At 68.1% G+C, this 21,322-nt stretch carries 22 protein-coding genes; 12 read left to right on the forward strand and 10 right to left on the reverse strand.

Annotated features, from left to right (window positions below; genetic code table 11):
* Window positions 1-88: 88 nt before the first annotated feature.
* Window positions 89-1,759, forward strand: a complete 1,671-nt coding sequence (locus tag FR943_RS17950) for a (2,3-dihydroxybenzoyl)adenylate synthase (protein ID WP_372448181.1) — start codon at window positions 89-91, stop codon at window positions 1,757-1,759.
* Window positions 1,760-1,920: 161 nt separating this feature from the next.
* Here the strand turns inward: FR943_RS17950 and FR943_RS17955 are convergent, their stop codons facing one another.
* Both FR943_RS17955 and hemW read right to left on the reverse strand, forming a co-directional pair.
* Window positions 1,921-3,282, reverse strand: a complete 1,362-nt coding sequence (locus FR943_RS17955; RefSeq protein ID WP_217159579.1) for a salicylate synthase — start codon at window positions 3,280-3,282, stop codon at window positions 1,921-1,923.
* Window positions 3,283-3,351: 69 nt separating this feature from the next.
* Entirely contained in the window at window positions 3,352-4,584 is a 1,233-nt protein-coding gene (gene hemW / locus FR943_RS17960; RefSeq protein WP_217159580.1) for a radical SAM family heme chaperone HemW, read from the reverse strand.
* A gap of 94 nt (window positions 4,585-4,678) precedes the next feature.
* On the opposite strand from hemW, the gene FR943_RS26875 reads away from it, so the two are divergent.
* The 8 genes from FR943_RS26875 to FR943_RS17995 all read left to right on the forward strand — a co-directional run bounded on the left by FR943_RS26875 (window position 4,679) and on the right by FR943_RS17995 (window position 12,070).
* Entirely contained in the window at window positions 4,679-4,783 is a 105-nt protein-coding gene (locus tag FR943_RS26875; RefSeq protein WP_350222970.1) for an Ms4527A family Cys-rich leader peptide, read from the forward strand.
* Between the two features lie 124 nt (window positions 4,784-4,907).
* Window positions 4,908-6,596: a nitrite/sulfite reductase gene (locus tag FR943_RS17965; protein ID WP_217159581.1), complete on the forward strand. Its 1,689-nt coding sequence runs from the start codon at window positions 4,908-4,910 to the stop codon at window positions 6,594-6,596.
* A 28-nt stretch (window positions 6,597-6,624) separates the two neighbouring features.
* Window positions 6,625-7,335 carry a phosphoadenylyl-sulfate reductase gene (locus FR943_RS17970; RefSeq protein ID WP_217159582.1) on the forward strand — a complete coding sequence of 237 codons (711 nt, stop codon included), beginning with the start codon at window positions 6,625-6,627 and terminating at the stop codon, window positions 7,333-7,335.
* Between the two features lie 7 nt (window positions 7,336-7,342).
* Window positions 7,343-8,056: a sirohydrochlorin chelatase gene (locus FR943_RS17975; protein WP_217159583.1), complete on the forward strand. Its 714-nt coding sequence runs from the start codon at window positions 7,343-7,345 to the stop codon at window positions 8,054-8,056.
* A 191-nt stretch (window positions 8,057-8,247) separates the two neighbouring features.
* Window positions 8,248-9,627, forward strand: a complete 1,380-nt coding sequence (locus FR943_RS17980) for an MBL fold metallo-hydrolase (protein ID WP_217159584.1) — start codon at window positions 8,248-8,250, stop codon at window positions 9,625-9,627.
* 37 nt (window positions 9,628-9,664) lie between these two features.
* On the forward strand, window positions 9,665-10,876 hold the full coding sequence (locus FR943_RS17985) for an NAD(P)/FAD-dependent oxidoreductase (RefSeq protein ID WP_217159585.1): 1,212 nt from the start codon (window positions 9,665-9,667) through the stop codon (window positions 10,874-10,876).
* 5 nt (window positions 10,877-10,881) lie between these two features.
* Window positions 10,882-11,742, forward strand: coding sequence for a sulfite exporter TauE/SafE family protein (locus FR943_RS17990; RefSeq protein WP_217159586.1), 861 nt, complete (start codon window positions 10,882-10,884; stop codon window positions 11,740-11,742).
* Between the two features lie 67 nt (window positions 11,743-11,809).
* Window positions 11,810-12,070 (forward strand): metal-sensitive transcriptional regulator, encoded by a 261-nt coding sequence (locus tag FR943_RS17995; protein WP_217159587.1) that lies wholly within the window; start codon window positions 11,810-11,812, stop codon window positions 12,068-12,070.
* Between the two features lie 16 nt (window positions 12,071-12,086).
* On the opposite strand, the gene FR943_RS18000 is transcribed toward FR943_RS17995, so the two are convergent.
* The 6 genes from FR943_RS18000 to FR943_RS18020 all read right to left on the reverse strand — a co-directional run bounded on the left by FR943_RS18000 (window position 12,087) and on the right by FR943_RS18020 (window position 16,494).
* A complete protein-coding gene (locus FR943_RS18000) occupies window positions 12,087-13,172 on the reverse strand; it encodes a sulfate/molybdate ABC transporter ATP-binding protein (protein WP_246585081.1) in 1,086 nt (361 codons plus the stop codon).
* Window positions 13,173-13,194: 22 nt separating this feature from the next.
* Entirely contained in the window at window positions 13,195-14,016 is an 822-nt protein-coding gene (gene cysW, locus FR943_RS18005; RefSeq protein WP_217159588.1) for a sulfate ABC transporter permease subunit CysW, read from the reverse strand.
* Window positions 14,013-14,891, reverse strand: coding sequence for a sulfate ABC transporter permease subunit CysT (gene cysT, locus FR943_RS18010; RefSeq protein WP_217159589.1), 879 nt, complete (start codon window positions 14,889-14,891; stop codon window positions 14,013-14,015). Before cysT ends, cysW begins: the two co-directional genes overlap by 4 nt.
* Window positions 14,888-15,931 carry a sulfate ABC transporter substrate-binding protein gene (locus FR943_RS18015; protein WP_217159590.1) on the reverse strand — a complete coding sequence of 348 codons (1,044 nt, stop codon included), beginning with the start codon at window positions 15,929-15,931 and terminating at the stop codon, window positions 14,888-14,890. The genes cysT and FR943_RS18015 overlap by 4 nt, the downstream gene beginning before the upstream one ends.
* A gap of 129 nt (window positions 15,932-16,060) precedes the next feature.
* Window positions 16,061-16,153: an Ms4533A family Cys-rich leader peptide gene (locus tag FR943_RS26880; protein WP_372448172.1), complete on the reverse strand. Its 93-nt coding sequence runs from the start codon at window positions 16,151-16,153 to the stop codon at window positions 16,061-16,063.
* A gap of 140 nt (window positions 16,154-16,293) precedes the next feature.
* Entirely contained in the window at window positions 16,294-16,494 is a 201-nt protein-coding gene (locus FR943_RS18020; RefSeq protein WP_217159591.1) for a hypothetical protein, read from the reverse strand.
* 116 nt (window positions 16,495-16,610) lie between these two features.
* Here FR943_RS18020 and FR943_RS18025 point away from each other — a divergent pair, with 116 nt between their 5' ends.
* Window positions 16,611-18,635 carry a glycoside hydrolase family 15 protein gene (locus FR943_RS18025; protein WP_217159592.1) on the forward strand — a complete coding sequence of 675 codons (2,025 nt, stop codon included), beginning with the start codon at window positions 16,611-16,613 and terminating at the stop codon, window positions 18,633-18,635.
* A gap of 44 nt (window positions 18,636-18,679) precedes the next feature.
* On the opposite strand, the gene FR943_RS18030 is transcribed toward FR943_RS18025, so the two are convergent.
* Window positions 18,680-19,387: a sensor domain-containing protein gene (locus tag FR943_RS18030; protein ID WP_217159593.1), complete on the reverse strand. Its 708-nt coding sequence runs from the start codon at window positions 19,385-19,387 to the stop codon at window positions 18,680-18,682.
* A gap of 96 nt (window positions 19,388-19,483) precedes the next feature.
* On the opposite strand from FR943_RS18030, the gene FR943_RS18035 reads away from it, so the two are divergent.
* Complete coding sequence (locus FR943_RS18035; protein ID WP_217159594.1) at window positions 19,484-19,759, forward strand: ANTAR domain-containing protein; 276 nt, start codon at window positions 19,484-19,486, stop codon at window positions 19,757-19,759.
* Here the strand turns inward: FR943_RS18035 and FR943_RS18040 are convergent.
* Window positions 19,743-20,303 carry a class I SAM-dependent methyltransferase gene (locus FR943_RS18040; RefSeq protein WP_217159595.1) on the reverse strand — a complete coding sequence of 187 codons (561 nt, stop codon included), beginning with the start codon at window positions 20,301-20,303 and terminating at the stop codon, window positions 19,743-19,745. The two genes, FR943_RS18035 and FR943_RS18040, sit on opposite strands and share 17 nt — an antisense overlap.
* A 66-nt stretch (window positions 20,304-20,369) precedes the next feature.
* On the opposite strand from FR943_RS18040, the gene FR943_RS18045 reads away from it, so the two are divergent.
* Window positions 20,370-21,284: a zinc-binding dehydrogenase gene (locus FR943_RS18045; RefSeq protein ID WP_217159596.1), complete on the forward strand. Its 915-nt coding sequence runs from the start codon at window positions 20,370-20,372 to the stop codon at window positions 21,282-21,284.
* Window positions 21,285-21,322 lie beyond the last annotated feature (38 nt).

Consider the following 21,322-nt stretch of genomic DNA (forward strand, 5'->3'; position numbering starts at 1 on the left):
AACGGTAGCACAGGCTGTCCTAACTTCGTGAAGGCTACCCTATCCTCAGGGGGTCGAATACACCTACCCCGAGGTGCCAACAGTGACCCTGACCACCCCTGCGTCAACCCCAGATCCCGACGAATCCGCAGCTCACAGCCCATCGATGCCGGGCTTTGTGCCGTTCTCCAGCGACCGTACCGAAGCCTACCGCTCCGCCGGCCATTGGGCTGACCAGCTACTCGACACGATCTTGCGAGATGCCGCAGCACAATGGCCAGATCGCATCGCCATCGCCGATGCCCACGGTTCCTACCGCTACGACGAGCTGGACGCACTCGCGGACCGCGCCGCCGCCGGCATCGCCGGACTCGGCATCAACCCCGGAGATCGGGTGCTCGTGCAGCTCCCCAACTCCTGCGAGTTCGCCGTCGCGCTGTTCGGACTGCTGCGTGCCGGCGTCATTCCGGTGATGTGCCTACCCGGACACCGATTGACGGAGTTGACCCACTTCGCCGAGGTCAGCGGCGCCGTCGGCCTGCTGATCGCTGACACCGCCGGCGGCTTCGACTACCGGGAGATGGCCCGCCGGCTGGTCCAAGCCCACCCCGGGCTGAAGCACGTACTGGTGCACGGCGAACACGCGGAGTTCCGGTCCTGGGCCGAGGTCGCACGCGCGTCCTCGGGCGTCAGGCCGCAGTTCGACTGCAACCCCGGCACGCCGGCACTGCTGCTGGTGTCCGGCGGGACCACCGGTGCACCCAAGCTCATCCCGCGCACCCATCAGGACTACGTCTACAACTGCACCGCCAGCGCTGCGCTGTGCGAGTTGACCGGTGACGACGTGTACCTGGTGGCACTGCCGGCGGCCCACAATTTCCCGCTGGCCTGCCCCGGGCTGCTCGGCGCCCTGAGCGTCGGTGCCACCACGGTGTTCACCACCGATCCCAGCCCGGAATCGGCCTTCGCCACCATCGACAAACACCGGGTGACGGCCGCCGCCCTGGTGCCGGCGCTGGCCAAGTTGTGGGCACAGGCCTGCGACTGGGAGCCGCTGGCCCCGAAGACACTGCGCCTGCTGCAGGTCGGCGGCGCCAAGCTGCCCGCGGCCGACGCCGCGCTGGTCCGCGGCGCGCTCACCCCCGGGCTGCAGCAGGTATTCGGCATGGCCGAGGGCCTGCTGAACTACACCCGCATCGGCGATCCGGCCGAGGTGATCGAGGGCACCCAGGGCCGCCCGTTGTCCGCCGATGACGAGATCCGCATCGTCGACGAGGACGGCAACGAGGTGCCCGACGGTGTGGAGGGCGAGCTGCTGGTGCGCGGGCCGTACACGATCAACGGCTACTTCAACGCCGACGCCGCCAACGAACGGTCGTTCAGCCCGGACGGGTTCTACCGCAGCGGTGACCGGGTGCGACGCTTCGCCGACGGTCCGCGGGCCGGATACCTCGAGGTCACCGGCCGGATCAAGGACGTCATCGTGCGGGGCGGGGAGAACGTGTCGGCGCTGGACCTCGAAGAGCACCTGCTCACCCATCCGTCGGTCTGTTCGGCCGCCGCGGTGGCCCTGCCCGATCAGTTCCTCGGCGAAAAGGTATGCGCCGTCCTGGTCTTCGACGGCGCGCCGGCAACCCTTGCCGATCTGCACCAGCACCTGGAGCAGCGGGGTGTGGCGGCACACGCCCGGCCCGACGTCCTGGTGCCGATGCCCTCGCTGCCGACCACCGCGGTCGGCAAGATCGACAAGAAGGCGATCATCGCTGCGCTGACCGGGTGACGCGGGCGGGGAAACCGCCCCGCCGTCCGAGCGTCACGCCAGGGTGGCCATCGACCCCGAGAGCCACTCTGGCGTGACGCTCGGGGTCGAGAGGGTCGCGTTGGTCGAGAGGGTCGCGTTGGTCGAGAGGGTCGCGTTGGTCGCGTTGCGGGGACGACGCGTCAGTCGCGCGGCACCAGGTGCGGGGCCAGGGTGGTGAGCTTCTCGCATGTCTCCTCGAACTCCCGGTCCGGGGTCGAGTCGCCGATGATGCCGGCACCGGCACGAAGCCAGGTCTGACCGTCGGCTTCGTAGGCCGCACGCAGGGTGAGCGCCGCATCCATGCTGCCGTCGGCGGAGAAGGTGACCACCGCGCCCGAATACAGACCGCGCGGCGACTCGTCCAGCCGCAGGATCGCGTCCACACTCTCGGCCTTGGGAATACCCGAGGCCGTCACGGCCGGAAACAGGGTCGCCAGGGCGTCCATCCGGTCCATCGAGCGCTGCAGTTGCCCGCCCACCGTCGAGCCGAGGTGCTGGACGCTACCGCGTTCCCGCACCGTCATGAAGTCGAGCACCACGGCCGTTCCGGGCTCGGCCACCTCGTTGATCTCCTGCATCGAGGTGCGGACCGAAATCGCATGCTCGACAATCTCTTTCGGGTTCGACTCCAGGTCCTCACGAGCCGCCCGGTCATTGTCCGCACCGCGGCCGAGGGCACGGGTGCCGGCCAGCGGTTCGGTGAGCACCGTGCGATCGGCCCGCACCGCGGCCACGAGTTCCGGGCTGTAGCCGAGCGCGCGCACCCCGCTGAGGTGCAGCAGGAACGAACGGGCCGGCGTGTTGTTGTGCCGGCCGACGCGATAGGTGGCTGGAAAGTCGAGCGCGAAGGGCACGTCGAACCGGCGCGACAGGATCACCTTCTGATAGCGCCCCTCGGTGATCTCGGCGATGGCGGTGCCCACCCGGTCCCGGTAGTCCGTCGAGTCGGCCCGCACGTCCACACCCGCGGGCACTGGCGTGTCGGCCACGCCGTCGGCCAGCACGGCACGCACCGTCTCGGCCTGCCGCTCGTCGACGTCGAGCAACCTGATCTGACTCTCGGTGATGATGAATTGGCTACGCGGCCAAAGGATTCTGGCCAACGGCGTGCCCGGCTGCAGCCGCTGCTGCAACCCGAAACGGTAGGTGCCGAATTCGAAGGACACCCAGCCGAACAACCGATCGGTCTCCAACAGCAATCGGTCGACGGTCTCGCCGAGCACGTCCCCCGGCCGCCCGCTCCACACCTGGCGCTGCACCGGGCCGTCCTGACCGTCCTGAACCACTCGAAGCTCATCGGAGTCGAGTTCGATGACAGCGCGAGCGCCGGTGGCCAGCGTCCACACCCTGTCGCGCTCGTAGACGACGTAATCCTCGCCGTCACACTCGGGCAGCACCCGGGCCAACTCGGCCACCAGATCGACAGGGTTTACGCCGGGCGGCAGCGGCAGCTCGATCGACGTGGCATTTTCGGAACTAGTCTCGATACCCACATTCGTCACGGAAAGTAAATGTAGCCTAACCTTCATCATCGAGGCGATCTACACCGCGATCCGGGAGTGTGATCCCGGTTATGCCAACAGGGTGCGCACCACCGCATCGGCCAGCAACCGACCACGATCGGTGAGCACCACGCGACCGGCCACCCCGCCGTTGTCCACGGCGAGCAATCCGTCGGCCACCAAACCGGGCACCCGTTCGCGTTCTGCCGGGGTCAGATCTTCATCGGACAGGCCGCGGCGCAACCGTACCCGCAGCATCACGTCCTCGATGTGCCGGTCGGCGGCGCCGAGGTCCTCGAAATCCGCGATGGGCAACCTGCCGTCCGCCAATGCCTGCGCATATGCGTTGGGGTGCTTGATATTCCACCACCGAGTGGCGCCCAGGAACCCGTGCGCTCCGGGGCCGGCACCCCACCATTGGCCGCCGTTCCAGTAGCCGAGGTTGTGCCGGCACTCCCCGCCGGCACGGCTCCAGTTCGACACCTCGTACCACTGCAGACCAGCCGCCGACAGCCGGCTGTCCAGCAGCTCGTAGCGCTGGGCGAGCACGTCGTCGTCGGGCCGGCTGATCTCGCCCCGGCGTACCCGTCGGGCCAGGGCGGTACCGTCCTCGACCACCAGCGCGTAGGCGGACAGATGGTCGATCCCGGCATCCACCGCAACGTCGATCGAGCGTCGCAGATCGTCGTCGGTCTCGCCGGGGGTGCCGTAGATCAGGTCGATGCTGACGTGGTCGAAACCGGCAGCCCTGGCTTCCGCGGCGGCCGCGGGTGCCCGGCCCGGCGAATGTGTGCGGTCCAGCACCGCCAGCACCCGGGTGGCGGCCGATTGCATGCCGAGCGACACCCGGGTGTAGCCGGCCTCGCGCAGCGTCGCGAACATGTCCGGCGAGGTGGATTCCGGATTGGCCTCGGTGGTCACCTCGGCTCCGGCGGCCAGTTCGAAGTTGTCCCGGACCGCCCCCAGCACCGCGGCCAGACCGGCCCCACCGAGCAGCGAGGGGGTGCCACCGCCGACGAACACCGTCTGCACCGGCACCGGCCCCACCGCAGCGGCGGCCAGCCGCAGTTCGGCCCGCAACGCGGCCAGCCAGCCTTCCGGGGTCGCCCCCGCGGGGTCACCAGCGCCCAGTTCGGCCGGGGTGTAAGTGTTGAAGTCGCAGTATCCGCAGCGGGTGCCGCAGAACGGCACGTGGATGTAGATGCCGAACGGGCGGGCTGTTTCCCATGAGCGTTCCCATGAGCGCGTGCGCAAAGAACGTGACGCAGCGGCCAGATCGATGCCTGCGGCCCGAGTACTCATATCCCCCATTTTCCCAGACTGTCCAGCGCAGACTTTTGCTCACCGTGAACGCAAATATGGCCCGGTTAGGGCAGGTGGCGACAATCGTGGCAGAATGTCGGGCGTGACTGCCGCCCACAACAGCACCACCCGCATTGCGCTGGTGGCTCGTCGGCATGTCGATTTCAAGCGCGTTTGTAGCTGTTGCTGTCTGCCCTGACCTCGCGTTGATTTCGGACCCCGCCCGCCTCATAGTTTCAGCTGGCACCGGATCTGCGCCGCCGGACAGCCACCGGTGATCTGCGCGGTCTGAACGCCAGCTCCTTTGACCAAGGAGCACAACAGTGACAACCCCCCAGGCCCCCGCCAAGGCCGACCGTCCCGCGAAGAAGCCCCGCGACGAGGGCCAGTGGGCGCTGGGCAACCGCGACCCGCTCAACCATCCCGAGACGTTCAAGCAGGAAGACGACGCACTCAACGTGCGACGGCGCATCCTCGACGTCTACTCCAAACAGGGCTTCGACTCGATCGCCAAGGACGATCTGCGCGGCCGCTTCCGCTGGATGGGCCTGTACACGCAGCGCACCGAGGGCTACGACGGCACCTGGACCGGCGACGACAATGCCGACCTGCTCGAAGCCAAGTACTTCATGATGCGGGTGCGCACCGACGGCAAGGCGCTGTCGGCGCAGGCCGTCCGCACTTTGGGGACGATTTCGACTGAGTTTGCCAGGGACAGCGCCGACATCACCGACCGGGAGAACCTGCAGTACCACTGGCTGCGTATCGAGGACATCCCAGAGATCTGGCGCCGGCTCGATGAGGTCGGATTGCAGACCATGGAGGCGTGCGGCGACTGCCCGCGCGGCATGCTGGGGTCGCCGGTGGCCGGTGACTCGCTGGAAGAGGTGCTCGATCCCACCCCGGCGCTGCGGGAGATCGAACAGCGCTACATCGGCAACCCGGAGTTCTCCAACCTGCCGCGTAAGTACAAGACCGCGATCTCGGGCCTGCAGGATGTCGCCCACGAGATCAACGACGTCTCGTTCATCGGTGTCAACCATCCCGAGCACGGCCCGGGCCTGGACGTGTGGGTGGGCGGCGGCCTGTCCACCAACCCGATGCTGGCCCAGCGCCTGGGTGTGTGGGTGCCGCTGGAGGAAGTTGCCGATGTCTGGGAGGCCATCACCTCGGTCTTCCGTGACTACGGCTACCGTCGACTGCGCTCCAAGGCACGGCTGAAGTTCCTGGTGAAGGACTGGGGCCCACAGAAGTTCCGCGAGGTGCTGGAGACCGAGTACCTGCACCGCAAGCTGCACGACGGCCCGGCCCCCCAGCAGGTGCCGCACACCGTCGACCACGTCGGCGTGCAGAAGATCCGCAACGGCCTCAACGCGGTGGGCGCCTCGGCCATCGCCGGCCGGGTCTCGGGCACCATCCTGACCAAGGTCGCCGAGCTGATGGAGGCCGCCGGCTCGGACCGGGCGCGCCTGACCGCCTACCAGAAGCTGATCATCCTCGACGTCCCCGACGAGAAGCTCGACGCGCTGCGCGACGGGCTGGAGGCCCTCGGCCTGGACACCCGGCCGTCGCACTGGCGCCGCAACCTGATGGCCTGCACCGGCATCGAGTACTGCAAGCTGAGCTTCGCCGATACGCGTGGACGGGCCCAGACGCTCGTACCCGAGCTCGAAGCCCGCTTGGGCGACCTCAACGCCGAGCTCGACGTGCCGATCACCGTGAACCTCAACGGCTGCCCCAACTCGTGCGCCCGGATCCAGGTCGCCGACATCGGCTTCAAGGGGCAGATGGTGGACGACGGGAACGGCCCCGAGGAGGGTTTCCAGGTGCACCTGGGCGGAAGCCTGGGCCTGGACAGCGGTTTCGGCCGGAAACTGCGTCAGCACAAGGTGCTGGCCACCGAGCTCGTCGACTACGTCGACCGGGTGGTTCGCAATTTCGTGAAACAACGCGAGGACGGTGAGCGTTTCGCCCAGTGGGCGGTGCGTGCCGACGAGGACGACTTGCGATGAGCCGCCTGCGCGAAGAGATGACGAACCGATGACCGAGGTGAGCGCATTGAGTGAAGCCGAATTGATCGAGCTCGCCGAACGCGGCGCGGCCGAACTGGCTGATGCCGGCGCCGAGGAGCTGCTGCGCTGGACCGACGAGCACTTCGCCGGCAATTACGTGGTGGCCTCCAACATGCAGGATGCCGTCCTGGTCGAGATGGCGGCCAAGGTGCGCCCGGGCGTCGACGTCTTGTTCCTGGACACCGGCTACCACTTCGCCGAGACCATCGGCACCCGCGACGCGGTCGAGGCGGTCTACGACGTGCGCGTGGTCAACGTGTCCCCGGAGCGCAGTGTGGCGCAGCAGGACGAGCTGCTGGGCAAGGACCTGTTCTCCCGCGACGCCGGTGAATGCTGCCGGCTGCGCAAGGTGGAGCCGCTGACCAAGGCACTCAGCGGTTACACGGCGTGGGTCACCGGCATCCGCCGGGTGGAGGCGCCGACACGCGCCAACGCACCGCTGATCAGCTGGGACGCCGGCTTCGGACTCGTCAAGATCAACCCGCTCGCGGCGTGGTCCGACGAGGACATGCAGGACTACATCGACGCCAACGGTATCCTGGTCAATCCCCTTGTCCACGAAGGCTATCCGTCCATCGGATGCGCGCCGTGCACCAGCAAGCCGGTGGCGGGCGCCGACCCGCGCAGCGGTCGGTGGGCCGGCCAGTCCAAGACCGAATGCGGGCTGCACGCCTCGTGAGGCTGCTGTGACGCTCGTTCTCACCGCACACGGCAGCGCGGATCCGCGCTCGTCGGCGAACGCGCGTGCCATCGGCGGTCATCTGCGCCGACTACTGCCCGACACCGAGGTGCGGGTGGCGTTTTGTGAGCAGAACGCCCCCAACCTCACCGAGGTGCTGCCCGGGGTGGCCCCGGGCGCGGTGGTGGTGCCGCTGCTGCTCGGCAGCGCATACCACGCCCGGATCGACATTCCGGAGCTGATCGCGAACTCCGGTGCCGAGGTGAGCCAGGCCGACGTGCTCGGTGACGACCCGCGCCTGCTGCAGGTGGTGCGCGAGCGCCTGACCGCGGTCGGGGTGTCCCGGTTCGACGCCGGGCTGGGTGTGATCCTGGCGGCGGTGGGCTCGTCGCATCCGGCTGCCAATGCCCGCACGGCCGCCCTGGCCGACGCGCTGGCCGAGGGCACCCGCTGGGCCGGTACCCATGTGGCGTTCGCCACCGGCCAGTCCCCGTCCCTGCCCGAGGCGGTGGACCGGCTGCGTCAGCGCGGGGCGCACCGCCTGGTGATCGCCCCCTGGTTCCTGGCGCACGGCCTCATCACCGACCGCGTTGCCCAATTCGCCGCCGCGGCAGGCATTCCGATGGCCGAGCCGCTGGGGCCGCATCGACTGGTGGCGGCCACCGTGCTGGACCGCTACGAAGAGGCCCTGGCGGCCCGCCGCGCGGGTTTCGCCGCCTAGTTTGCTGCCGCCACCCTCCGCCGAGCAGACGCGTGGGTACCCCTTATCGTCCCGCGCCGGGTACCTGCGGGTCTGCTCGCCACGATGGACGCAGCAGCGATCACACTTGACTCCTATACCCTAGGGGGTATATTGGGTTTCATTGGTATACCCCCACAGGTATACATGCGTACCCATCGAGGAGTTGAACAATGAAGTTCATCCAGTACTACCTGGACTGCTTGTCGCACGCCTCCTACCTGATCGGCGACGAGACCACCGGCCGCGCTGTCGTCGTGGACCCGCAACGCGACGTCGCGGAATATCTGACCGACGCCGAGAAGTACGGTCTGTCGATCGAGCTGGTCATCGAGACCCACTTCCACGCCGACTTCCTGTCGGGGCACCTCGAGCTGGCCGAGGCCACCGGCGCGACGATCGTGTACTCGTCGGTCGCCCAGCCCGAGTTCGACCACCTCGGGGTCGACGACGGCCGGCGTATCTCGCTGGGTGAGGTGGTGCTGGAGTTCCGCCACACCCCCGGGCACACCCCGGAGTCGATGAGCATCGTGGTCTACGAGCATCCCGACGACGAGGTCCCCTACGGCGTGCTGACCGGCGACACCCTGTTCATCGGCGACGTCGGGCGGCCGGACCTGCTGGCCTCGATCGGTTTCACCCGCGACGAGCTGGCCGACATGCTCTACCACTCGCTGCACGACAAGCTGATGCCGCTGCCCGATGCCACCCGGGTCTATCCGGCCCACGGCGCCGGTTCGGCCTGCGGGAAGAACCTGTCCACCGACCGCTGGTCGACGATGGGTGACCAGAAGCGGACCAACTACGCCCTGCGCGCCCCGGACAAGGCCGCGTTCATCGAGCTCGTCACCGCCGGCCAGCAGCCGGCCCCGGGATACTTCGTCTACGACGCGATCCTCAACCGCAAGGACCGCGCCCTGCTGGACGAAGACGCCCTGCCGCCGGCTCTGGACTACCACCAGCTGCGTACCGCCGTGGCCGGCGGTGCCATGCTGATCGACGGCCGCAGCCCCGAAGAGTTCGCGCTGGGACACCTGCGCGACGCGATCAACATCGGCCTGGCCGGACGCTACGCCGAGTTCGCGGGTTCGGTGGTGCCCCACGACGTGGACATCGTGCTGATCACCGACGAGGGCCAGGAGCTCGAAGGCAAGAACCGGCTGGCGCGCATCGGGTTCGACCGCGTGGTGGGCTATCTCGCCGACCCGGAACGGGTCATGTTCTCCCAGCGCGGCGACGTGCAGACCGCCTCGCGGCTGACTGCCGAAGCCTTCGGTGAGCGTGCGGCGACACTGGACGACCTGCAGATCGTGGACGTGCGCAATCCCGGTGAGGCCGAAGCCGGAATGGTCCCCGGCGCGGTGAACATCCCGGTGGGGCAGTTGCCCAACCGCATCGGTGAACTCGACCCGACCCGTCCGACCGTGGTGTACTGCGCCGGCGGCTACCGCTCCTCGGTGGCCGCGAGCCTGCTGCGCCGCCACGGCTTCACCGACGTCAGCGACATCCTCGGTGGATACGGCGCCTGGGCCGAGGCCACCCATCTGGTCTGATCGAACCGACCGAGCGACAAAGGAATTCACCACACGTATGCACAAGCACGAGATCCTCATCATCGGTGGCGGCACCGCGGGCATCACGATGGCGGCGCGGTTGCTGCGCGCGGGTCACCGCGACGTCGCGGTCGTCGAACCGTCCGACAAGCACTACTACCAACCGCTGTGGACGCTCGTGGGTGGCGGGCAGGCCGCCGCCGAGGGAACCGAACGCTCGACAGCATCGGTGATGCCGGCGGCCGCGACGTGGATCAAAACCGCCGTGACCGGCGTCGACCCCGAATCTCACACCGTGACCTGCGCGGACGGCGCGAAATACGCCTACGACGTGCTGGTGGTGTGCCCGGGCATCCAACTCGACTGGGAACGCATCGAGGGTCTGACCGACACGCTCGGCACGGACGGGGTCTCGTCCAACTACCGCTTCGACCTGGCCCCGCGCACGTGGGAATTCATCCGCAACACCCGGTCGGGCACCGCGGTGTTCACCATGCCGTCGGGGCCGATCAAGTGTGCCGGGGCGCCGCAGAAGATCGCGTATCTGGCCTGTGACCACTGGCGCCGCCAGGGGGTGCTGGACGACATCGACGTGCACCTGGTGGTGCCCACGCCGCGGATCTTCGGCATTCCGGCGATCGCCGACAGCCTGGACAAGGTCATCGCCGACTACGGCATCCAGCTGCACACCGGGAGCGAAGTCGTCGCCGTGGATGCGGCGGCCGGCAAGGTGACGATGACACATGTCGGCGCGAATGCGGACCGGGTGGAGACCACGCTGCCCTACGACGTGCTGCACGCGGTACCGCATCAGTCGGCACCGGACTGGATCAAGAACAGCCCGCTGTCCACCAGCCACACCGGCGGCGACGCGGGAGGCTATGTCGACATCGACAAGCACACCATGCAGCACGTCCGGTACCCGAACGTGTTCGCCCTCGGCGACGCCGGCTCCTCACCGAACTCGAAAACCGGTGCGGCCATTCGCAAACAGGCACCGGTGGTGGTTCAGAACATCGGCGCGGTGCTGAGCGGGCGCCCCCTGCCCGGCGCCTACGACGGCTACGCGTCGTGCCCGATCGTCACCTCGTCACGCGAGATGCTGCTGGCCGAGTTCGACTACGACTTCGCCCTGAAACCCTCTGTCCCGGTGCTCGATCCGGTCCGGCCGCACCGCGCCTACTGGTACCTGAAGAAGTACGGCCTGCCCGCGCTGTACTGGAACCTGATGCTGAAAGGTCTGGTCTGACCGGCATGATCACCCTCGCTGTCGCGCTGGCCGTCCTGGTCGGGGTGTCACTCGGACTCCTCGGCGGCGGCGGCTCGATCCTGACCGTTCCGCTGTTGGCCTACGTCGCCGGCATGGACACCAAGCAGGCGATCGCCACCTCGCTTGTAGTGGTCGGGATCACCAGCGCGGTCAGCACATTCGCCCATGCCCGGGCCGGGCGCGTGCGATGGCGCAGCGGCCTGGCGTTCGGTGTTGCCGGCATGGCCGGGGCCTACCTCGGCGGCATGGTGAGCCAGGCGATCCCCGGATCGGTGCTGCTGATCGCGTTCACCGCGGTGATGATCGCCACCGCGATCGCGATGATCACGCGGCGCCCGGCCGGCGAAGCACCCACGCGCACGACGTCGATCGCAAAGGTCGCGTTGATGGGTCTGGCGGTCGGCTTGGTCACCGGAACCGTGGGCGCCGGCGGCGGATTCCTCGTGGTGCCGGCGCTGGTGCTGCTGGGCGGCCTGCCGATGCCTGTCGCGGTGGGCACCTCGCTGCTGGTGATCACGATGAACTCGGCCGCCGGGCTGGCCGGACACCTGAGTTCCACCTCGATCGACTGGGCGGTGGCCGGCGCCGTCACGGCCGCAGCCGTGCTCGGCAGCCTGTTGGGCAGCCACCTCACCGTGCGCGTCGATCCTGACGTGTTGCGGCGGGCCTTCGGCTGGTTCGTGTTGGCCATGGCGTCAGTGATGCTCGGCCAGGAGATCCACCCCGTCGTCGGGGTTCTCGCGGCCGCCCTGACGGCATTGGCCGGTCTGGGCAACCTCAGCTGTGCCCGGCTGGGCTGGTGCCCGCTGCGGTGGCTGACCGGCCCGCCCGCGGCAACCCGATAATCCCGAGGCCCCATACCCCGGAGGGTATGATGGGCATCACCAACTGCGACATCGACCAGGAGACAACATGATCTGCGACGAAGAATCGGTCGCCGCCATCCTCAACCGGCTGCGGCGGGCCCAGGGCCAGCTCACCGGCGTCATCGCCATGATCGAGCAGGGGCGTGACTGCAAGGACGTGGTCACCCAGTTGGCCGCGGTCTCCCGCGCGCTGGACCGCGCCGGCTTCAAGATCGTCGCCACCAGTCTGCGGGAATGCCTCTCCGGCGAGAGCGACGAACCGATGGACGTCGCCGAGCTGGAGAAGCTGTTCCTGACCCTGGCTTGATCCGACGGTGGCCGTCTCAGCCGACGGTCACCGGCTGGTCCTCGTCGCTGCTCTTCTCCGGATCGTCCCCGGAAGCCTTGCCGCTCACCGCAACCTGCACATCGCCGGCGATCTGCGGAACCCGCGTCGCCCGCACGTAGACGGTGTCGCCCTCCTTCAACCCCAGCGCCTCGGCGTCGCCGCGGGTGATCTGTGCCGTGAACGGAACGTGGGTCGCCGCGCCGGTCAGCTCCACCCGCACCTCGAAGCCCAGCATCACGATCCGGTCGATCGTGGCCCGCAGCACCCCGGTGGCCTCGGCCGTGCCGTCACCGGCGGCGACGGCCAGCTCCGGATTCCGGCCCACGCGAATATCGTGCGGGCGCACCAGGATTCCGTTGAGCTCGGATACCGCCCCGAGGAACGACATCACGAACGCATTGGCAGGCTCGTCGTACACCTCGGTCGGTGAGCCGACCTGCTCGATACGCCCCTTGTTCAGCACCGCGATCCGGTCCGCCACGTCCAGCGCCTCGGACTGGTCATGGGTCACCAGCACGGTCGTCACGTGCACCTCGTCGTGCAGGCGTCGCAGCCACGTCCGCAGGTCGTCGCGCACTTTGGCGTCCAGCGCCCCGAACGGTTCGTCGAGCAGCAGCACCTGCGGATCCACCGCCAAGGCCCGGGCCAGCGCCATGCGCTGGCGCTGACCACCCGAGAGCTGATTGGGGTAGCGGGTCTGGAAACCGGCCAGCCCCACCACCTCCAGCAGATTGTCGACCTTCTCCTTGACCTCGGCCTTGGGACGCTTACGGATCTTGAGACCGAAGGCCACGTTGTCGCGCACGGTCAGATGCTTGAACGCGGCATAGTGCTGGAACACGAACCCGATCCCCCGGCGCTGCGGCGGGATGCCGGTGACGTCGCGCCCGTTGATGGTGATGGTGCCGGTGTCGGGTTGGTCCAGTCCGGCGATGGCGCGCAGCAGCGTCGACTTGCCCGAGCCACTCGGGCCCAACAGGGCGGTCAGCGAACCCGACGGCACCTCGAAGTCGATGTTGTCGAGCGCGGCGAAATCGCCGTACCTCTTGTTGGCGCCCCGAACCACGATGGCGTCGGTCATAGCACTCACTCCTTCTTCAGGCCTACTGCGCGGCCTTGGTTCGGCGTCGGTCGAGGATCACCTGGACCACCAGGACCAGCACGGCCACGCCCATGAGCAACGTCGAGATGGCATATGCGCCGTAGACGGAATCGGCGGTGCCACGGTTGTAACGGTCGGCCACCAGAAGTGTCAGGGTCTGGGACACCCCCGGCAGGTTCGACGACACCATGAGCACCGCACCGAACTCGCCGAGCGTGCGGGCGATGGTCAGCACGACGCCGTAGGTCAGGCCCCAACGGATGGACGGCAACGTGATCCGCCAAAACGTCTGCCACCAGGTCGATCCCAGCGTCGCGGCGGCTTCCTCCTGATCGGTGCCGATCTCGTGCAACACCGGTTCGACCTCGCGGATCACGAACGGCACCGTGACGAAGATGCTGGCCAGCACGATGCCGGGGAACCCGAAGATGATCTTGAACCCGAGGTCGTTCTCGACCGAGCCGAACAACCCGGCCGAGCCCCACAGCAGGATCAGCGCCACGCCCACCACCACCGGCGACACCGCGAACGGCAGGTCGATGACGGCTTGCAGGGCACTCTTGCCGCGAAACCGGTTGCGCGCCAGCACCAGCGCCGTGGGAACGCCGAACAGGATGTTCAGCGGAACCACGATGGCCACCACCAGCAGCGACAGGTTCAGCGCCGAGATCGCCGCGGGCGTACCGACCGACGCGAAGAACGCGCCGATGCCCGGCCCGAACGTACGCCACAGGATCAGCCCGACCGGAACCACCACGAGCACCGCCACGTAGGCCAGCGCCAGGAACCGCAGCAGGTAACGCACCGACGGCGAGAGCGTCATGCCGAGAGCTCCTCACGCTTGGCCGCCCGCGAACCCACCGTCCGCAACACCAGCAGCACCACAAAGGAGATCACCAGCAGCACAATGGAGATCGCTGCGGCCCCGGTGCGGTCGTCGTTCTCGATCAGGGTCCGGATCCACTGGGAGGACACCTCGGTCTCGCCCGGCACCGCGCCACCGATCAGCACCACCGAACCGAATTCGCCGATGGCCCGGGAGAACGCCAGGCCGGCCCCCGACAGCAGGGCCGGCAGCAGCGCAGGCAGGATCACCTGCACGAAGATGACCCGATTGCTCGCGCCCAGCGAGGCGGCCGCTTCTTCGGTCTCGCGGTCGAGTTCGAGCAGCACCGGCTGCACCGAACGCACCACGAACGGCAGCGTGACGAACAGCAGTGCCACCCCGACACCCCATTTGGTGTGTTGCAGGTGCAGCCCGATCGGGCTGGCCGGGCCGTACAGCGCCAGCATCACCAGGCTGGCCACGATCGTGGGCAGCGCGAACGGCAGATCGATCACCGAATCGACGATGCGCTTGCCGGGAAAGTCGTCGCGGGTCAGCACCCAGGCCACAATCAGCCCGAACACCAGGTTGACCACGGTCACCCCGGCCGAGATGGTCAGCGTCACCCGCAGCGACTCCACCGCCGCGTTGGAGGTGACGGCCAACCAGAAGGCATCCCAGCCGCCGCCGGCCGCCTGCCACACGATCGCGGCCAGCGGCAGCAATACGATGACGCTCAACCAGATCGAGGCGGCGCCCACCCGCAGGGAGGTGCTGCCGTACCGGCCGCTCCGCGCGCCGGGGGTCGGCTCCCCGGGCTCGGGTGCAACCGAATCAGGCTGGGCGGCACCGGCCTCGGCTACCGAAGTCATCCAGTCGCCTGCTTGTAGATCTTGGTGATCGAGCCGTTGTCCTTGTCGAACAGCGACGGATCCGCCTGTTCCCAACCACCCAGGTCGGCGATCGTCCAGAGCTTCTCCGGCGTCGGGTAGTCCTTGGTGAACTGCGCCTTGACCGCCGGATCGACCGGCCGGAACCCCGCCTCGGCCCACAGTTTCTGACCATCGGGGGTGAACAGGAAGTTCACCAGTGCCTTGGCCGCCGCGGCGTGGGCGCTGGTCTTGACGACCGCCACCGGGTTTTCGATCTTGAAGGTCTGCGGCGGGTTGACGTGCTCGACGGGCTTGCCCTGCCGCTCGACGTTGATGGCCTCGTTCTCGTAGCTGATCAGCACGTCGCCGGTGCCCTGCAGGAACACGTCGGTGGCCTCACGGCCGGAGCCCGGCCGGGTCTTGACGTGTTCGGTCACGAGCTTGTCGACGAAGTCCAGACCGGCCGCCGAATCCCGGCCACCGTTGCTCTTGGCCGCGTACGGGGCCAGCAGGTTCCACTTGGCCGAACCGGAACTCAGCGGGTTCGGGGTGACCACCTCCAGCCCAGGTTGCAGCAGATCGTCCCAGTCCTTGATGCCCTTGGGGTTTCCCTTGCGCACCACCAATGACACCACGGATCCGAACGGGACGCCTTTCGTGTTGCCGGCGTTCCAGTCGTCGGCCACCTTGTCGGCCTTGACCAGTCGGCTGATGTCGGGTTCGACGGAGAAGTTGACCAGGTCGGCCGGTTTGCCGTCGGCCACCGCGCGGGACTGGTCGCCGGAGGCACCGTAGGAGGTCCGCACCCCCACGCCCTTGCCCTCCTCGGTGGCGGTGAACGCCGGGATGATCTTGCTCCAGCCCGGTTCGGGGACGGCGTAGGCGACGAGCGTCAGGGTGGTGTCGGCCCCCGCGACACTGTCGTCTCCACCTGCGACGTCACTGGCACCGCCGGCGCAGCCGACGGCCAGCACTCCGGTGACGGCCAGGGCGGTGGCGGTATGCCAGAACTTGAGGACTTTGGGCGAGTTGAGGGGCACTGCGGACCTTTCTTACGGACAACGGGCCTGGTGGTCCGTCAGACGGAAAGGTTAGGGAGGCGAGGGAGCCAAGAGAAAAGCATCCGGGCGCAGAACGCCTGCCGACACCAAACCGCGGACGGGTTCGGGTCAGCGACAACAGTCGACGTCAGCAACAGCGCATGAAACCACGGCAAGGAGCGCCAAGACCTGGCTCTCGGTGCTGCCGGACGCTGAATACATGGCGCGAAGAATAACAGAATTCCGGTGTCGCGCCCGCCGGGCGATCGCAGGACTGGCTCAGCGGGTCAGCAACCACATCACGATGACGAGCACAACCAGGATCACCAGGATCACCGTGACACGTGAGCGCGGCATCCCGGTCACTCGGGTGCCGCCTCGTCGCCGGCGTGGCGCAGCCGGTGCAGCCCGGCGATTCCCCAGCCCAGGGCGCCGTCGAGCACCACGGCGATGCCGTAGGCCAGCGCCAGCACCACCGGCATCACCACCGCGGTCTGCACGCCGAACGGCAGTCCGGTCAGCCACAGTTCGACGCCGTCCCACCAGTTCAGGATTGCCGCCATGGGCCAAGCCTAGGCGATCGCGGGCACTTCTCCGTTTTCATCCCTGACCCACCCGTAACGTTCGACACGCCTGTCTTGGGTAGACGGCACCTGTATTCGCAGATGATGATGTGCGGATGGTTCTGCAACACACCGAGCCCACGGATGTCGTCGCGGCACTCGGCAAAACGTCCACCAGAACACCGGAGGCACCGTTGACCGTGACCGCGCCGGTGCCGTACTCGGCCGGTGCGGGGCTGCGGAACCCTTTCCCGCCGATCGCCGACTACGGCTTCCTGTCCGATTGCGAGAACACCTGCCTGATCTCCTCGGCCGGTTCGGTGGAGTGGCTGTGCGTGCCCCGGCCCGACTCCCCCAGCGTGTTCGGCGCGATCCTGGACCGCAATGCGGGCCACTTCCGGCTCGGCCCCTACGGAGTGAGCGTGCCGTCGGCCCGCCGCTACCTGCCGGGCAGCCTGATCCTGGAGACCACCTGGCAGACCCACACCGGCTGGCTGATCGTGCGCGACGCGCTGGTGATGGGCCCCTGGCACGACCTCGAGACCCGTTCACGCACCCACCGGCGCACCCCGATGGACTGGGACGCCGAGCACATCCTGCTGCGCACCGTGCGCTGCGTCAGCGGCACGGTGGAGCTGGTGATGAACTGCGAACCGGCGTTCGACTACCACCGGGTCCCCGCGTCCTGGGAGTACTCCGGCCCGGCCTACGGCGAGGCCATCGCCCGAGCCGGCCGCAACCCGGATTCGCACCCCACTCTGCGGCTCACCACCAACCTGCGGATCGGTATCGAGGGCCGTGAGGCCCGGGCCCGCACCCGGCTGACCGAGGGCGACAACGTGTTCGTCGCGCTCAGTTGGTCCAAGCACCCGGCGCCGCAGACCTACGAAGAGGCCGCCGAGAAGATGTGGAAGACCAGTGAGTCCTGGCGGCAGTGGATCAACATCGGCGACTTTCCCGACCACCCGTGGCGGTCATATCTGCAGCGCAGTGCCCTGACCCTGAAGGGCCTGACCTATTCGCCGACCGGTGCGCTGCTGGCGGCGCCGACGACCTCGCTGCCCGAGACCCCGCACGGCGAGCGCAACTGGGATTACCGCTACTCGTGGATCCGGGACTCCACGTTCGCCCTGTGGGGGCTCTACACGCTGGGCCTGGACCGCGAGGCCGACGATTTCTTCTCGTTCATCGCCGACGTGTCCGGCGCCAACAACGGCGAACGCCACCCCCTGCAGGTGATGTACGGGGTGGGCGGTGAACGCAGCCTGGTCGAGGAGGAGTTGCCACACCTGTCGGGCTACGACAACGCCCGGCCGGTGCGCATCGGCAACGGCGCCTACAACCAGATGCAGCACGACATCTGGGGCACCATGCTCGATTCGGTGTACCTGCACGCCAAGTCGCGCGAGCAGATACCCGAGGCGCTGTGGCCGGTGCTCAAGAACCAGGTCGAAGAGGCCATCAAGCACTGGAAGGAACCCGACCGGGGCATCTGGGAGGTACGCGGCGAACCGCAGCACTTCACCTCCAGCAAGATCATGTGCTGGGTGGCCCTCGACCGTGGCTCCAAACTGGCCGAACTGCAGGGCGAGAAGAGCTATGCGCAGCAGTGGCGCGCCACCGCCGAGGAGATCAAGGCCGACATCCTGGCCCGCGGTGTGGACTCCCGCGGGGTGCTGACCCAGCGCTACGGCGACGACGCGCTGGATGCCTCGCTGCTGTTGGCGGTGCTGACCCGGTTCCTGCCCTCGGATGATCCGCGGGTCCGGGCCACGGTGCTGGCCATCGCCGATGAACTCACCGAGGACGGCCTGGTGCTGCGCTACCGGGTCGAGGAGACCGACGACGGCCTGTCCGGCGAAGAGGGCACCTTCACCATCTGTTCGTTCTGGTTGGTGTCGGCGCTCGTCGAGATCGGCGAGGTGAGCCGGGCCAAGCATCTGCTGGAGCGGCTGCTGTCCTTCGCCAGCCCGCTGCACCTCTACGCCGAGGAGATCGAGCCGCGCACCGGGCGCCATCTGGGCAACTTCCCGCAGGCCTTCACCCACCTGGCCCTGATCAATGCCGTGGTGCACGTCATCCGCGCCGAGGAGGAAGCCGACAGCTCGGGTGTCTTCGTGCCGGCCAACGCCCCGATGTGATCGGGCGCTACGCGGTGCGGGACCGCCGGGCCGGGACAACTGCGCTATCTGGACGCCGCCTTGTCGGCCAGGCGAATTGCCATGGTGGCGGCCTGGTTACTGATGCCCATCCCGCATGCCATTGTTTCGAACACCAGGTTGGCTGACACCGCCAGAGCGTGATCGCACGGCCATTCCGGGTGATCCTTCTCGACCGACGGCTGGGTGAACAAAGCGTGCTCGGTGACGACGTCACCGATATCCCAGTGCGTCGCCTCGTCGCCGGTGCCAACGGAGACTGTTGTCCCCGAACAACTTTGCCATGTCTGCCGCGCCGAATCGAAGAACGTCCGGGCCTCGTCGGCCAACGGATACAGCACCACCGTCTGTTCGACGGTTTGCTGCGAGCTCGGCGTCGACAACACCTGATCACGCACCCCCGACCAGCCCGAATCCGCGTACACCGCCTTCTGAGCAGCGAACACCGCTGCGCGACAACCTTCGTCGGAGACGGGGTTCGGGTTGACATTCATCCGGCTGCTGGTGTCGCGATCTCGCATCGGGGCGAACCCGTGCACTCCGACGATGCCTTCGGCTTCGGGTCCGGACAACAGAAGTTCTTCGAGATCGGACTCGCTGAAGGTTTCGGCGACCACCGGCACGGAGTTCTGCGTCCGCACGGCCTCTCCCTCGACCGTCTGCGCGCATCCCGCCATCAGCAAAGCCAGGGCGGCCAGGGGTACGGGCACGATCCGGTACTGGCGGCAGAACATGCCTCCATTGTCCCCGACCGGCAGCAACTGACCGGACACAAATCACCGTGCGCGGATGTCTGGATTCGGTGACACGGCGCGCGCACCATCGGGGTCATGAGCTACCACCGCCAACGGGCAGATGACACTTCACGCATCACGATCGACGTGGCGATCGGTGTTCTGGTCGCCCTGCGCGGTTGTGCGCCGGATCAGGCGTTCGCCGAGCTGGTACGTGTGGTGCAGCGCACCGGCATCGGAATCGGCAGCATCGCGCGGGCTTTGGTCGACCTCGCCGCCGGCCGGTCGGGATCGTCGGCCGAATACGCCGAGGCTTTCAACGCCTGGGGTGAACTGTTGGCTCAGCGAATCCCGGTCAGCGCCACGCGGTAGTCGCGGCCCGCGCGAGCAGCCAGGCCTGGCCACCGCCCTCGTCCGCGTCGATCACGTCCAGCGCCGCGAACGCGTCGCGCAGCTCCCCCGGCGCGGCCCGGAACCTGCCGGGCGCAGCACCGACTTCACTGAGCACGCAGACCGCGAGGATGCCGCCGCTCGCCAGCCTTTCGATCATCGGCCGGTAGAGCCGCCGGTCGCGGAACCGGTGGCACAGCACCACGTCCACCGATGGCCCCGCGGGTAATCCGCCGTCGAGATCGACGACGCCGAACTGGGCGAGTTCGGCCACGCCGTGGCGGACCGCCAGCTCACCGCAGTGGCCGATCGCCACCGGCGACACGTCCATACCGTGCACTCGCAGACCGCGCCTGGCCAGCCAGACCGATGCCGCGCCGGTGCCGCAGGCGATATCGAGCGCGGTCCCCGTCGTCGGGAAAAGGTCACTGTGGGCGGCGAATACCGCGGGCAGGCGCGGCTCGCCGGCGGCCACGTCCACACCGCGGTACGTGGTGTCCCAATCGAGGCGATCCTGCTGACTCATCAGCGCCACCCTACGAAACGGGCCGGCACGGGAATAGATGCCCACGGCGCCGGGGTTAGCCCCTGCATGCGCGCCATCGTCTACGACCCGCACGCTCCGGCCAACCTCCGGTTCGACGAGGTCGTCGAACCGTCCGCCGCGCCACACCAGGCGCTGATCGACGTCCACGCGATCGGGCTGAATTTCGGTGAGGTGCATTTCATCGACCACATGCGCCGGCCGGGAGAGGTACCCGGCTGGGACAGTGCGGGTGTGGTGGCCCAGGCGGCTGCCGACGGGTCCGGCCCGGCCGCCGGTACCCGCGTGGTCGGTTTCAGTGGCGAAGCCGGGTGGGCGGAACGGCGCGTGGTGTCCACCGAGAATCTCGCCGAGCTTCCCGAGTTCGTCGAATTCGAGGAGGCCGCAGCACTTCCGGTGGCCGGGGTGACCGCGCTGCAGGCGCTGCGGGCGCTCGGCCCGGTGGTAGGACGCCGGGTTCTCATCACGGGCGCTTCCGGTGGCGTCGGGCGATTCGCCGTGCAGTTGGCGGCACGGGCCGGCGCCCATGTGGTGGCCGCGGTCGGCGCGGCGGCCCGCGGGGAGGGACTCGAGGAGTTGGGCGCGTCCGAGGTGGTGGTCGGACTCGATACCGTGACCGAACCGGTGTTCGGAGTTCTCGACAATGTCGGTGGCGCGTTGCTGGCGCAGGCTTTCGGTCTGGTGGCCGACGGTGGCTCGGTGCAGTCGATCGGGATGGCCTCCAATCAGCCGACGACCATCGACTTCGAGGCCGAGCGGCGCCGCGGAAACCGGAAACGGTTGGAGCCGTTCACGGTTCGGGCGCCGTTCCAGGCCGACTTGGACTACCTGCTGGGGCTGGTGGCCGACGGGGAACTCGACCCGCAGATCGGTCTACGTGACAGCTGGGACAACGTCGCGACGGCCGCGCGGGCCCTGCTCGGCCGCAGAGTGCCCGGCAAGGCGGTCCTGCACGTCGCCTGAGTCCGCGGCCCCTTTCCCTCGCCGAGCAGGCGCGAAAC

Source organism: [Mycobacterium] fortunisiensis (assembly GCF_019050325.1).
GTDB lineage: Bacteria > Actinomycetota > Actinomycetes > Mycobacteriales > Mycobacteriaceae > Mycobacterium > Mycobacterium fortunisiensis.

What these genes read in the sequence shown, in the direction of transcription:
- FR943_RS17980 (WP_217159584.1), top strand. Translation starts at nt 8,248, where the DNA reads ATGAAGTTCATCCAGTACTACCTGGACTGCTTGTCGCACGCCTCCTAC.
- FR943_RS26880 (WP_372448172.1), bottom strand. Translation starts at nt 16,153, where the DNA reads ATGTATTCAGCGTCCGGCAGCACCGAGAGCCAGGTCTTGGCGCTCCTT.
- hemW (WP_217159580.1), bottom strand. Translation starts at nt 4,584, where the DNA reads ATGAGTACTCGGGCCGCAGGCATCGATCTGGCCGCTGCGTCACGTTCT.
- FR943_RS18040 (WP_217159595.1), bottom strand. Translation starts at nt 20,303, where the DNA reads ATGAGTCAGCAGGATCGCCTCGATTGGGACACCACGTACCGCGGTGTG.
- FR943_RS18000 (WP_246585081.1), bottom strand. Translation starts at nt 13,172, where the DNA reads ATGACCGACGCCATCGTGGTTCGGGGCGCCAACAAGAGGTACGGCGAT.
- cysT (WP_217159589.1), bottom strand. Translation starts at nt 14,891, where the DNA reads ATGACTTCGGTAGCCGAGGCCGGTGCCGCCCAGCCTGATTCGGTTGCA.
- FR943_RS17995 (WP_217159587.1), top strand. Translation starts at nt 11,810, where the DNA reads ATGATCTGCGACGAAGAATCGGTCGCCGCCATCCTCAACCGGCTGCGG.
- FR943_RS18035 (WP_217159594.1), top strand. Translation starts at nt 19,484, where the DNA reads ATGAGCTACCACCGCCAACGGGCAGATGACACTTCACGCATCACGATC.
- FR943_RS18030 (WP_217159593.1), bottom strand. Translation starts at nt 19,387, where the DNA reads ATGTTCTGCCGCCAGTACCGGATCGTGCCCGTACCCCTGGCCGCCCTG.
- FR943_RS17970 (WP_217159582.1), top strand. Translation starts at nt 6,625, where the DNA reads ATGACCGAGGTGAGCGCATTGAGTGAAGCCGAATTGATCGAGCTCGCC.
- FR943_RS17985 (WP_217159585.1), top strand. Translation starts at nt 9,665, where the DNA reads ATGCACAAGCACGAGATCCTCATCATCGGTGGCGGCACCGCGGGCATC.
- cysW (WP_217159588.1), bottom strand. Translation starts at nt 14,016, where the DNA reads ATGACGCTCTCGCCGTCGGTGCGTTACCTGCTGCGGTTCCTGGCGCTG.
- FR943_RS17990 (WP_217159586.1), top strand. Translation starts at nt 10,882, where the DNA reads ATGATCACCCTCGCTGTCGCGCTGGCCGTCCTGGTCGGGGTGTCACTC.
- FR943_RS18025 (WP_217159592.1), top strand. Translation starts at nt 16,611, where the DNA reads ATGGTTCTGCAACACACCGAGCCCACGGATGTCGTCGCGGCACTCGGC.
- FR943_RS26875 (WP_350222970.1), top strand. Translation starts at nt 4,679, where the DNA reads ATGTCGGGCGTGACTGCCGCCCACAACAGCACCACCCGCATTGCGCTG.
- FR943_RS18020 (WP_217159591.1), bottom strand. Translation starts at nt 16,494, where the DNA reads ATGGCGGCAATCCTGAACTGGTGGGACGGCGTCGAACTGTGGCTGACC.
- FR943_RS18045 (WP_217159596.1), top strand. Translation starts at nt 20,370, where the DNA reads ATGCGCGCCATCGTCTACGACCCGCACGCTCCGGCCAACCTCCGGTTC.